We start from the raw sequence: 11961 nt of genomic DNA, 5'->3' as shown, positions 1-11961 counted from the left end.
GTACCGGCCGTCGTGGATCACTGGGCCGTGCCCGCGAGCAGCCACCGTCGGACGGGAATCTCCAGCAACACCCGGTCACCCTCCGGCACGGCCCGCTCCCTGACGTCCCATCCTGCGTACTTGCTCGCGAACGCCTCGACGACCGGGGCGGGGAAGTCGCCGCGGTGCACGCGGGCGACGCCCTCTGCCACGACGGGGTTGGCCCCATCCTCCAAGGCCAGGGACACCCGCGCGTCGGCCACGACGTTCCGGGCCTTGACGCTGCGACCGTCGCAGCCGATCCACCAGGTGCCGTCGGCGTAGACGAACCAGACCGGCGTCACGTGGGGGGAGCCGTCGCGGCGCACGGTGCGCAGCCACACGTTCAGCTCTTGCGCGAGTCGGACCTCGACGTCCGGCGGGGGAGGTGTCGACAGAGGTTGAGTCACTCGGGAAGTGGATCACATCCGAGCGGACGCAAGGAGGCGTCAGGCGCCGGCTTGTGATGCCTGTGCCGGTAGCCGGTGCAGCGCGTCGACCAGCGGTGCCAGCTCCGGGAGGTCCTCGGCCTGCGCCAACGTGGTGGCGAGAACCTCGTTGTGCGTGGGGCGCGCCTGGTTGAGCAGCGCCCAGCCCTGCTCGGTGAGCTCGGTGTAGATGCCGCGACGGTCGTCCTGGCACAGGACGCGGGTGAGCAGGCCACGGTCTTCGAGCCGGTTGACCAGCCGGGTGGTGGCGCTGCTGGACAGGGCGGCGGCGCGGGCGAGTTGCTGCATGCGCATGTGCCAGCCGTCCTGCCGGGACAGGGCGTCGAGCACGGTGTATTCCACGACCGAGAGGTGGTGCTCGGCCTGCAGGGCCTTCTCCAGCGCGGTGTCGATGAGGCCGTGCAGGGCCGCGAGAGTCCGCCAGCCCTGGGCGCGGATCTCGACCGCGTCGTCGCCGATGCCCACGTCCCGCTCCTTGCCGTCACCGTTTGCTGCCGGCCGTCCGGATCCGGCCAGGTAATCCGCAGCAATTCTAGCCGCGCACGCCGATAGTTGCAGACGCCGACTATGTGACCGGTGGCACGCTTGCGCCGATAGGCGGCGCGCGCAAGTATTGGCGTTGCGCGCGCCGGTAGTTGCAGGCGCGGCACATGTCCGCCACGGGAGAACTCATGTCTGCTCAACCGAAGAAGCTGCCACTGGGCCTGGTCGCTCTCGCGATCGGTGGGTTCGGTATCGGCCTCACCGAATTCGTGATCATGGGCCTGCTGCCCGAGGTCGCCACCGACTTCGCCGTCACCGAATCCGCCGCCGGGTGGCTGATCTCCGGCTACGCCCTGTCCGTCGCCGTCGGCGCGATCGGCCTGACCGCCGCCGTCACCCGGTTCAACCGCAAGCACGTCCTGATGGGCCTGATGCTCCTGTTCGTCGCCGGAAACCTGACCTCGGCGCTGGCCGGGACGTACGAGCTGATGATGGCCGGCCGCATCCTCGCTGCCCTGAGCCACGGCGCGTTCTTCGGCATCGGCTCGGTCGTCGCGGCGAGCCTCGTCGCACCGTCGCGCCAGGCGGCCGCGATCGCCATGATGTTCACCGGCCTCACCGCCGCCAACGTGCTCGGCGTCCCGTTCGGCACGTTCCTCGGCCAGCAACTGGGCTGGCGATCCACCTTCTGGACGATCACCGCGATCGGCATCGTCGCCCTGGCCGGCGTGGCCGCCCTGGTCCCGTCGCACCCGACCACCGCCGCCACCGGCGGCCTGCGCCACGAACTCAAGGCCTTCGCCCACCCGCAGGTGTGGTTCTCCCTCCTGATCACGATCCTCGGCTTCGGGGGCATGTTCGGCGCGTTCACCTACATCGCGTACACCCTGACCGAGGTCAGCGGCTTCGCCACCGCGACCGTCCCGTGGCTGCTGGTCCTGTTCGGCCTGGGCCTGTTCGCCGGCAACACCCTCGGCGGCAGGGCCGCCGACCGGTCGGTGCCCGCGACGCTCATCGCGGTCCTGGCCGCCCTGACCGCCGTCCTGGTCGTCTTCGCCGTCACCGCGCCGAGCCAGATCATGACCGTCGTCTCGCTGGCGCTCATGGGCGCGTTCGGCTTCGCCACCGTGCCCGGCCTGCAGATGCGGATCATGCAGTACGCCGGGCAGGCGCCCACGCTGGCCTCCGGCGCCAACATCGCCGCCTTCAACGTCGGCAACGCCCTCGGCGCCTGGCTCGGCGGCGTGACCATCACCGCCGGACTCGGCTACACCTCCACCCTGTGGGACGGCGCCGCGCTCAGCTTCGCCGGCCTCCTGGTCCTGCTGATCGCCACCCGGCACGCCGTACGCCGTGACCCGACGCCCGCCGCGGTCAACGCCGCCGGCACCTGGGCATGAGGTCGAGCCTCGGGACCACGACGTCCGGCTGCACGAGCCTCCCATCCACGACACCTCGATCCCCTCGCACAAGGAACCTGCCATGACCAAGATCCTGATGATCGTCACCGGCGCCGACCGCTTGACCCTCGCCGATGGCTCCAGCCACCCGACCGGCTTCTGGGCCGAGGAACTCGCCGCCTCGCACAAGGTCTTCCGCGACGCCGGCGTCGAGGTCGACATCGCCACGCCCGGCGGCGTCGCCCCGACCGTCGACGCGATCAGCCTCGACTCCCGGGGCGGAGTCAGCGACGCCGACGCCGCCACCTTCCGCGACTACCTCGCCAGCATCTCCGCCGACCTGGCCAAGCCCCTCGCCATCGCCGACGTGGACGGGTCCGCGTACGACGCCATCTACATCCCGGGCGGGCACGGCCCGATGGCCGACCTGGCCAGCGACGCCGACCTCGGGCGGCTGCTCACCGACGCCGACGGTCGTGGCCAGGTCGTCGCCGCGCTCTGCCACGGGCCGGCGGCGCTGCTCGCCGCCCGCCGCCCGGACGGCACGTTCACCTTCGCCGGCCGCCGCCTGGTCGCCTTCACCGACGAGGAGGAACGCCAGGGCGGCCTCGCCGACGCCACCCCGTGGTGGGTCGAGACGACGCTGCGCGAGCGTGGTGCGGTGGTGGAGGCGGGTACGCCGTGGTCGAACACCGTCGTGGTCGACGGCAACCTCGTCACCGGTCAGAACCCGCAGTCCAGTGTCGCCACCGCCCAGCGGGTCCTGCAGAAGCTCGGCGTCGCCACCGGCGACTGAACCATGCTCCGCCAGCAGCCGCGGCCGTACGCCGCGGTTGCCGGCGAGGTGGGCCCAGGCGCTGCACCCGGCGATGCCGTCGTGCGTGGCGAGCAGGCGGCCAGACCGGTCAGGAATCAAGAAGCACCGGCCACGGCGCCGCAACTAGCGTGGCCGGCATGGACATCACGATTCACCAGACCTTCCTGCCGCAGGACGACCCGGACGCCGCCCTGGCCTTCTATCGGGACACCCTCGGCTTCGAGGTCCGCAACGACGTCGGACACAACGGGATGCGTTGGATCACGGTCGGTCCGGCCGGCCGGCCCGGCACGTCCGTCGTCCTGCACCCGCCGGCCGCCACCCCCGGCATCACCGATGACGAGCGCCGCACCATCGCCGAGATGATGGCCAAGGGCACCTACGCCAGCATCATCCTGGCCACCAAGGATCTCGACGGGACCTTCGAGCGACTGCAGGCCGGCGACGTCGAGGTCGTCCAGGAGCCGACCGACCAGCCGTACGGCGTCCGTGACTGCGCCTTCCGCGATCCCGCCGGCAACATGGTCCGGATCCAGGAGGTGCGCTGAGATGGCCGCCATCGACTCCGTCATCCTGGGAGTGCCCGACCCCGCGACCGCCGACGCCTTCTACGCCGCGGCGTTCGGGTTGGGCAGCGTGCTGGGCGTCCGCGCCGCCGAGGAGCCGACGAGCGGCTTCCGCGGGTTCACGCTGTCGCTCGTGGTGTCCCAGCCGAGCACCGTCGACAGCCTCGTCGGCAGCGCCCTCGACGGCGGCGCCACCGTCCTGAAGCCGGTCAAGAAGAGTTTCTGGGGCTACGGCGGCGTCGTGCAGGCCCCGGACGGGGCGATCTGGAAGGTCGCCACGTCGGCGAAGAAGGACACCGGTCCGGCCACCCGGCAGGTCGACGACGTCGTGCTGCTGCTCGGCGTCGCGGACGTCAAGGCGAGCAAGCAGTTCTACGTCGACCACGGCCTGGCCGTGGCGAAGAGCTTCGGCAGCAAGTACGTCGAGTTCGACACCGCGGGGTCGCCCGTCAAGCTCGCGCTGTACAGCCGCCGTGCCGCCGCCAAGGACGCCGGCGTCTCCCCGGACGGCACCGGATCGCACCGGATCGTCGTCACCGGCGACGCCGGACCCTTCACCGATCCGGACGGGTTCGCCTGGGAGGCCGCGCCGGTTCGAGCTGGCTGAAGCCCCCTCGGCCGCCGGGCTGCTCCGTGCGCGTGCGGGGAACCCGCCCGACCGAGGGTTCCCCGCGCGCCGGCTCCTGGACGGGTCAGACTCCGGACCCTTCGCCGACCCTGGCCGGTGCGGCCGGGGTCGCCTTCGGTGCCCGGCGTCCGGGCATCCACCAGTTGGCGTTGCCGCACAGTTCCATCACCGCGGGAACGAGGACCATCCGGATGATGGTGGCGTCGACGAGCACGGCGACGGCCATGCCCAGACCGATCTGCTTGACCGAGACGTCGGGGCCGAGCAGGGCGGTGGTGAAGATGGCGATCATGATGGCGGCGGCGGCCGTGATGACCTTGGCGGTCCGCGCCAGCCCGCGGGTGACGGCCCTGCGCGTGTCACCGGTGCGTTCGTACTCCTCCCGGATCCGCGAGATCAGGAAGACCTCGTAGTCCATCGACAGGCCGAACAGGAGCGGGAACATCATCATCGGCACCCAGGTCGTGACCGGCATGTCGGTGGGGAAGCCGAGGAGCGAGCCCAACCATCCCCATTGCACCACCGCGACCAGCACACCGTAGGCGGCGCCGATCGACAGGAGGTTCATCACGGCGGCCTGGAGCGCGATCGTGACCGACCGGACCAGCACGATCAGCAGCACGAGCGACAGCGCGATGACGACCGCGATCATCAGGGGCAGGCGGGAACTGGTGTCCTCGGCGAAGTCGATCGCGCCGGCGTTCGGGCCGCCGACGTACACGTCTTCGCCGCCGGGCACCGTGGGCAGCACGTCGTCGCGGAGTTCGTGCACCAGGTCCGCGGTCGCCTCCTCCTGGTATCCGGTCCTGGGAAAGGCCATGAAGGTGGCGGCCTGCCCGTCCGTGCTGATCCGAGGCGGCGTGGCGTAGGCGATGCCCTCGGTCTTCCTGACCGCTTCGACGACGGGACCCAGCTCGGCGTCCGTGGAGTCGACCTCGGTGGCGAGGATCAGGGGTGCCCCGTAACCGGGGCCGAAGCCCTCGGAGAGGATCTCGTAGGAGGTGTAGCTGCTCCGGTCGCGGGGCTGGACGCTGGCGTCGGGCAGGCTCAGCCGCATCGACAGCGCGGGTGCGGCCAGCACCAGCAGGCCGGCACCGGCCAGGACCGCGGCGACCAGCGGTCTGCGCTGCACCACGCCCGCCCAGCGCTCGGCCGGGGTACGGCGCTCCCGGGACGGGCCACCGTCCGCCGATTGCCGGCGGGACGCGCGACGGGGCAGGCGCAGCGAGTTGATCCGGTGGCCGGTGAAGCCCAGGAACGCCGGGACCAGGGTCACCGCGGCGATCATCGTCACCAGTACGGTCACCGACGCGCCGATGGCCACGCCGGTCATCATCTTCTGTCCCATGGCGATCAGGCCCAGCAGCGCGATCACCACGGTCGTGCCGGCGAACAGCACGGCCCGGCCCGCTGTGGAGATGGCCTTGACCGTGGCGCTCTCGGGCTCGTCGCCGTCCTGCAGGCTGTCCTTGTAGCGGGTCAGGATGAACAGCGCGTAGTCGATGCCGACACCGAGCCCGATCAACGCGGCGACGAGCACCGTGAAATCCGGCGAGGGGACCACGTATCCCACGATCTTCATCAGCGCGATGCCGCCGAGGACCGCCATCAGACCGGTCACGATCGGCAGGCCCATCGCCACCAGTGAGCCGAAGGCGATGAACAGGATGACCGCTGCCGCCAGGACGCCCACGCTCTCGGCCGAGCCCTGCGGCGGTGTTTCGGCCTTCTCCGCCTTGTCCCCGCCGAGCCCCAGGGTCACGCCGCCACCGGAGGCCGCCTTGACCGTCTCCACCAGTGGCTTGACCTCGGTCTTCTGCACATCCTTGGCGGTCAGCGGGATGATCGTACGGGCGATACGCCGATCCTTCGTCACCAGCTGCTCGTCCTGATACGGCGAGGTCACCGGTCCGGTGACGGGTGAGGCATCGAGATCGGCGATGACCTTTTCGATCTTTCGCCGCGCGTCGGGATCGTCGATCCCCTTCTCCGCCTTGATCGCGAGAGTCAGCGTGTCCCCTTGCTGCTCGGGGAAGTGTTTCTCGATCAGCACCTGCGCCCTGGCCGAATCGGAGTCGCCACCGGAGTAGTCGTTGTCGGAGGCGGCGCCGTAGCCGAAGCCGATGAACGCCAGGGCGATCACGCCGACGATCCAGGTGAAGAGGACCAGGCGACGGCGGCGGTAACAGAACCGGGCCAGGCCCGGCAGCGCTCCGTCCGTGCGGGGAGCCTCGCTTGTCATCATTTCTCCTCAAGATGTTGCGCGTTGCACTCAAGCACCTCGCTCCGTTGCCCGGAGCGAAGGTGGCGATCAAGGAAGTCGTGGGCCTGGTTCACGTCCGCCGCACCGCCGGATCGCGGTCACGTCGAACTCCAGCCGGACTCTTTCGCTGATGAGGACCCAGGTCGCGGTGTTCCAGTTGACGCCCCAGTCCTTGCGGCTGATCGTGATGCTTCCCTGGAAACCGACCGTGAAGGTGCCCCACCGATCGTTCTCGGCGCTGATCAGCTGGAAGTTGACCGTCACCGGTTTCGTCACGCCACGGATGGTGAGGTGGCCGGCGACTGCGAAGCCGTTCTCCTCGGCCTGCCGCACCGTCGTCGAGTTGAAGCTGATGGTCGGGTGGCTGGTGGTGTCCAGGAACCTGGCGCGGAGCTGCTTGTCGCGCTGCCGGTTGCGGGTCTGGATGCTCTTCGCCTGGATGATGAGCTGGACACTCGACTTCGACGGGTCCTCGCCGTCCAGGTACGCGACACCTTCGAATTCGTCGAATTGTCCGCGTACCTTCGTGCTCATCGCGTGCCGGGCGACGAATCCGATCCGCGAGTCGGTGCGGAGGATGTAGTCACCGGTCAGCTCGCCGAGCCTGGTCATGCTTGTCAATTTTCGCTGCTCCTTGCGGGAAGAGGCTGTTGCGGGATGACGAGCGGCGCGGGCCGGATCAGTGGCCATGGCTTGCGCTTCCGCCGTGCGTGCCGGCGAATGGCGTCGTGACGCCGTCGTAGCAGAGCCGCAGCATCATGCCCTGATGCGCGTGGGGCAGGTTGTGACAATGGTTCATCCAGATTCCGGGATTGGTGGCGCGGAATGCGACCTGCCATGTCTCGCCCGGCCGCACGTCGAAGGTGTCCATCCACAGCGGACTGCCGGTCGACGGCGTCCCGTCCCTGGACAGGATCAGCACCGGATGGCCGTGCAGGTGCCAGGGGTGCGTTTCGAGGCTTCGGTTGACGATGGTGAACCGGACGATGTCGCCCTCGGTGACCAGCTGGTCGGGGATGGCGGGGTGGCCCCGGCCGTTGACGGTCTGCGCGTACGCCGGTCTGCCGTCGACCATGGCCACTCCGCGGTCGAGGACCATGGTGAAGCGCCGGTCGGCGGTGCGGGGGTCGAAGGGGACGGCGGCCGGAGTTCCGTACCGCAGCAGGTCGAGCTCGGGCAGGTCGGACGTGTCCCCGAGGCGCGGCTCATCGGGGGCATCGCCGGGCGGGCGCAGGCGCAGCCCGCCGTCACGATCGTCGTCGACGACGAGTGCCACGGACGTGTCCGGCATGCGGAACACCAGGTCGTACCGCCCGCCCGCCGGCAGGTGCAGTCCGATGTCACTGACCTCGCCGGGCTGGTTGAGGTCCCGGCCGTCGACGGCCGCGATCCGGAACGGGGTCCCCGCGAGGACGATCCGGTGCGGCTCCGAGTCGGTGTTGATCAGTCGCAGCCGCACGGGTGTGCCGGCCGGGGCGGGGTGTTCGGCCCGACCGTCGCTGCCGGCGATCACGACGGTGCCGTCGAAGGTGTGTACGGGCAGGGTCAGGTCCACCGGCTCGGCCGCGGAGTGCTCGCCGGCTCGCTGTCCGCCGCGCGGCTCGACCACGAGGGTCCCGTACAGCCCCTTGCGTACACCGAGGTGGGACGCGTGATGGGTGTGGTACCAGTAGGTGCCGATCTGGTCGGCGCGGAACTGGTAGACGAACTCCTCACCGGGTCTCACGGCCATCTGGGTCACCCCCGGCGCGCCGTCCTCGCCGCAGGGCACGTCGTAGCCGTGCCAGTGCAGGGTGACGCCGTCCTCGACGTCGGCGTTGCGCAGGCGTACCTCGATCAGGTCTCCCTGGGTCGCGGTGATCGCCGGCCCCGGGACCTCGCCGTTGTAGGTCCAGGCGTCGATCTCCCGCCCGGAGGCGAGCCGTACGGTGGCCTTCCTCGCGGTGAGCACGTGCCGCCGCACGGTGCCACCCGCTGCCGGTGAGCCGGGGCCCCGAAGGCCGGCCACCGACGCGGCCGGCCGGGACGAGCGTCCGGGGCGGCCTCCCAGGCTCACCGTTTCGGCCGGGAGGAACGACAGCCCGGCGCCGGCACCGGCCGCCGTCACCACCACCGCGCCACCGGTCCAGCCGATGAACCGGCGGCGCGAGATCCCGCCCCGCCCCTCCGACGCGCGTGCGACACCGGCCGCAGCGGTGTGCTCGGCGGGCGGCGCGACCACTCGCGCGGTCAGCAATGCGCCGGCGACCACGAGCGAGACCGTGATCAGGGCCGTGCCCCAGGTGAGCGGATACCCGACCAGGAGGGTCACCACGAGGCCGGCCAGCGCCGCGTACGCCGCGGTGAGCACCGAGACCACGCCACCCGCCGACCTACCGTCGGCCCGTCCCCGCCTCGCCGCGAGCAGGTGCCGGCCGCCGAGCAGCACGGCGACCGCCGCCGCGGCCGCCAGCATCGGCAGCCCCAGCAGCACCTTCTCCTGGACGAACCACCAGCCCCGGCCGGCCAGTATCGCCACGGTGACCACCCGGACCAGCGTCACGAGCACCGCCGCGACCCCGACGGCGAGCGCCGGCCCGGTGCGCCGGAGCGCCAGTGCCACGCCGGCCGCGAACCACGTGGCGATGGTCAGCAGCGCGACGACGTGGTCCAGGATGATCCACAGCCCGGTGGTCATGGCGCCGGTCGCGCGGGCGTGGCCGGCCCGGACAGCTGCCTGGCCTGGCGGAGGATCCTCCCGGTCACCGCCACGATGGCGAGACCGTTGACCGCGTGCAGACCGAAGACGAGCTCGCCGGCGGTCGTGCTGCCGCCGGTGCCGTCCAGCGCGGTGGCGATCGCCTTGATCACGAACTGGACAACCGCGAGCCCGGCGACCAGGCCGCTCATCCCGATGAGCCGCCCGGGCATCCGGGCTGTCGCGGCGACGACAGTCACCAGGACCGTGAGCAGGACGAGTACGCCGCCCAGCATGCGGTGCGCCTGGAAGGACTCGTCGTTGGGTGCCGTGTCGAACGCGCCGCTGGCAGCGAGGAAGAACTGTGCGACGACGGCCAGCAGCTGCAGGGTCGCCAGGCCGGCGAAGGCTCTACGCATGACGCGCTCCTCGACGTGGGTGAGGGTGACCGTTCATGGCGGTGATCGTCGCGCCGGCGTGGCCGCCGTGGCCTCTGACAGCGGACGGCAGTGCCTACGCAATCGGGCGTAGACCGGTCCGTGTCCCGCTACGCCTGTCGGCGTAGCTGGTCGCGCGTCTGAGCTGAGCGTCGCCCGTGGGCGCGAACTGTAGGCTCACGGCATGGAACAGCGCGCCGTGTCGCTCCCCCTGCGGGTGGTGGCGCAGGACGTGGCGCTCGCGCTCTTCGTCACCGTGATGCAGGTGCAGGGCACGGTCGCCCGCGTCGCCGTCGAGGGGGCACCGCGCCCGCTCACCGACTTCGGAAACCTCGGATTCGCGCTGCTGGTGGTGAGCGGCCTGGCCGTGACCGTCCGCCGCCGGTGGCCGCTTCCGGTGTTCCTCACCACCGCGCTCGCCAGCTTGGTCTACTACAGCCTCGACTTTCCGGACGGGCCCGGCTGGCTCGGGCTCTTCGTCGCCCTGTACACCCTCGCCGCGTACGGTGACGGCCGCCGGTCGCTGGTGATCGCCGGCGTGGGCACCACGGTGCTCGCCGTCGAGTGGCTGGTCGCCGCGGCCGACATCGAGCCACGCGCGGCCGTCGGCTGGGTGTTCTTCCGGATCGGTGCGTCGGTGATGAGCGCAGCGCTCGGCGAGTCCGTCCGCTCCCGACGGGTGATCGCGGCCGAGGCTCAGGAACGTGCTGAGCTGGCTGAACGGACCCGTGAGGAGGAAGCGCGGGCGCGGGTCGACGCCGAACGGCTCCGGATCGCCCGCGAGGTCCACGACACCGTCGCGCACGCCATCGCCATCATCAACGTCCAGTCCGGTGTCACCGCGCACGTGCTCGACAAGAGGCCGGACGTGGCCCGCGAGGCGCTGCAAGCCATCGAGCAGACCAGTTCCCGGGCGCTGCGCGAGATGCGCGCCATCCTGGGGGTGCTCCGCGACGACCACGACGGGCGCGTGCCGTACCCCGGGCTCGGGCAGATCGACGAACTCACCGCCAAGGCACGCGACGCCGGACTCGACATCAACATCGAGGAGACCTCGCCGGCGACGCCGGTGCCGAGCGCGGTCGGGAGTGCCGTCTACCGAATCGTGCAGGAATCGATCACCAACGTGATCCGCCATGTCGGCCCGACCCGGGTGACAGTGGCGCTGAACCCAGGGGTCGACGTCCTGGAGATCCGCGTGACCGACGAGGGCCGCCCTGCCGCACCAGCCGACCGGGTCCCGCACCTACCGGCCCAGCATCCGACCAGTACGGGCAGCGCGGCCAAGCCCGGCCGCGGGATCCTCGGCATGCGTGAGCGCTGCCAGCTGCTGGGCGGAGAACTCGACGCCGGGCCGACCCCGGGCGGAGGGTTCGAGGTCACCGCCCGGCTGCCCCTCGCGCCGACCGGATCGCACCTATGAACGCAGCCGCCACGTCACCGTTGACCGACGCGCCGATCAAGGTGCTGCTCGCCGACGACGAAGGTCTCGTCCGGTCCGGGTTCAAGGTCCTGCTCGACGTCGAGGACGACATCACGGTGGTGGGAGAGGCCACCAACGGCGCCGAAGCCGTCGAGCGAGCCCGCGCCACCCGCCCCGACGTCGTCCTCATGGACATCCGCATGCCGAAGCTGGACGGGATCCAGGCCACCGCCCGCATCGCCGAGACGCGCGGGTTGGAGCAGGTCCGCGTCCTCATCCTCACCACCTACGACACCGACGAGTACGTCTTCGACGCACTACAGGCCGGCGCCAGCGGATTCCTGCTCAAGGACGCCGGACCGGCCGAACTCCTGCATGCCATCCGGGTGGTCGCCGGCGGAGACGCGCTGCTCGCGCCACGGATCACCCGACGCCTCATCGGCCAGTTCACCGCCCGACGAACAGCTGCGCAGGCCGCGGAGGACCGGCTCGCGGTGCTGACCCAGCGCGAGCGGGAGGTGCTGGCCCTGGTGGGACAGGGCCTGAGCAACCACGAGATCGGTGCCGAGTTGTTTCTCAGCCCGGCCACCGCGCGTACCCATGTCAGCCACGCGATGGCGAAACTCAGTGCCCGCGACCGCGCCCAACTGGTTGTCATCGCCTACCAGACCGGACTGGTCAGCCCGCACCAGCCCTGAATACCGGCCCGGGATGTTCGTCCACCGTTCGCCGCGGGGCCGCCCGTCCGTCGGCTGCGGACCCTAGCGTGGTCGGCCGGACCGGACGCCTCAGGAGGCCGC

The 11961-nt window shown here is 70.9% G+C and carries 12 protein-coding genes; 6 read left to right on the top strand and 6 right to left on the bottom strand.

What is annotated here, in order from left to right:
• Positions 1-17: 17 nt before the first annotated feature.
• Together ACGFI9_RS04500 and ACGFI9_RS04495 are read right to left on the bottom strand one after the other, a co-directional pair.
• Complete coding sequence (locus ACGFI9_RS04500; protein WP_393174816.1) at positions 18-428, bottom strand: pyridoxamine 5'-phosphate oxidase family protein; 411 nt, start codon at positions 426-428, stop codon at positions 18-20.
• Positions 429-467: 39 nt separating this feature from the next.
• Positions 468-932, bottom strand: coding sequence for a MarR family winged helix-turn-helix transcriptional regulator (locus ACGFI9_RS04495; protein WP_393174814.1), 465 nt, complete (start codon positions 930-932; stop codon positions 468-470).
• Positions 933-1138: 206 nt separating this feature from the next.
• Between ACGFI9_RS04495 and ACGFI9_RS04490 the strand changes: the two genes are divergently transcribed.
• The 4 genes from ACGFI9_RS04490 to ACGFI9_RS04475 all read left to right on the top strand — a co-directional run bounded on the left by ACGFI9_RS04490 (position 1139) and on the right by ACGFI9_RS04475 (position 4340).
• A complete protein-coding gene (locus ACGFI9_RS04490) occupies positions 1139-2350 on the top strand; it encodes an MFS transporter (protein WP_393174812.1) in 1212 nt (403 codons plus the stop codon).
• A gap of 82 nt (positions 2351-2432) precedes the next feature.
• The gene (locus tag ACGFI9_RS04485) at positions 2433-3146 is read left to right on the top strand and encodes a type 1 glutamine amidotransferase domain-containing protein (RefSeq protein ID WP_393174810.1); all 714 of its coding nucleotides are present in this window, start codon (positions 2433-2435) and stop codon (positions 3144-3146) included.
• Between the two features lie 158 nt (positions 3147-3304).
• Complete coding sequence (locus ACGFI9_RS04480; protein WP_393174808.1) at positions 3305-3715, top strand: VOC family protein; 411 nt, start codon at positions 3305-3307, stop codon at positions 3713-3715.
• Position 3716: 1 nt separating this feature from the next.
• On the top strand, positions 3717-4340 hold the full coding sequence (locus ACGFI9_RS04475; RefSeq protein WP_393174806.1) for a glyoxalase: 624 nt from the start codon (positions 3717-3719) through the stop codon (positions 4338-4340).
• An 85-nt stretch (positions 4341-4425) separates the two neighbouring features.
• Here ACGFI9_RS04475 and ACGFI9_RS04470 read toward each other — a convergent pair whose 3' ends face one another.
• From ACGFI9_RS04470 to ACGFI9_RS04455, 4 genes are all read right to left on the bottom strand, one after another.
• The gene (locus ACGFI9_RS04470; protein ID WP_393174804.1) at positions 4426-6603 is read right to left on the bottom strand and encodes an MMPL family transporter; all 2178 of its coding nucleotides are present in this window, start codon (positions 6601-6603) and stop codon (positions 4426-4428) included.
• 69 nt (positions 6604-6672) lie between these two features.
• Positions 6673-7236 (bottom strand): YceI family protein, encoded by a 564-nt coding sequence (locus ACGFI9_RS04465; RefSeq protein ID WP_393174802.1) that lies wholly within the window; start codon positions 7234-7236, stop codon positions 6673-6675.
• 67 nt (positions 7237-7303) lie between these two features.
• Positions 7304-9301: a multicopper oxidase family protein gene (locus ACGFI9_RS04460; RefSeq protein ID WP_393174800.1), complete on the bottom strand. Its 1998-nt coding sequence runs from the start codon at positions 9299-9301 to the stop codon at positions 7304-7306.
• A complete protein-coding gene (locus ACGFI9_RS04455) occupies positions 9298-9720 on the bottom strand; it encodes a DUF6220 domain-containing protein (protein WP_393174798.1) in 423 nt (140 codons plus the stop codon). The genes ACGFI9_RS04460 and ACGFI9_RS04455 overlap by 4 nt, the downstream gene beginning before the upstream one ends.
• Before the next feature lie 202 nt (positions 9721-9922).
• Here ACGFI9_RS04455 and ACGFI9_RS04450 point away from each other — a divergent pair, with 202 nt between their 5' ends.
• Both ACGFI9_RS04450 and ACGFI9_RS04445 read left to right on the top strand, forming a co-directional pair.
• Positions 9923-11161, top strand: a complete 1239-nt coding sequence (locus tag ACGFI9_RS04450; RefSeq protein WP_393174796.1) for a sensor histidine kinase — start codon at positions 9923-9925, stop codon at positions 11159-11161.
• Entirely contained in the window at positions 11158-11859 is a 702-nt protein-coding gene (locus tag ACGFI9_RS04445; RefSeq protein ID WP_393174794.1) for a response regulator, read from the top strand. The genes ACGFI9_RS04450 and ACGFI9_RS04445 overlap by 4 nt, the downstream gene beginning before the upstream one ends.
• The last annotated feature ends 102 nt before the right edge of the window (positions 11860-11961 follow it).

The organism is Micromonospora sp. NPDC048930, assembly GCF_043197935.1.
In the GTDB taxonomy this organism is placed as follows: Bacteria; Actinomycetota; Actinomycetes; order Mycobacteriales; family Micromonosporaceae; genus Micromonospora.
Note: the sequence above shows the minus strand (reverse complement) of the source record. Positions and strands in the feature narration are given on the sequence as shown.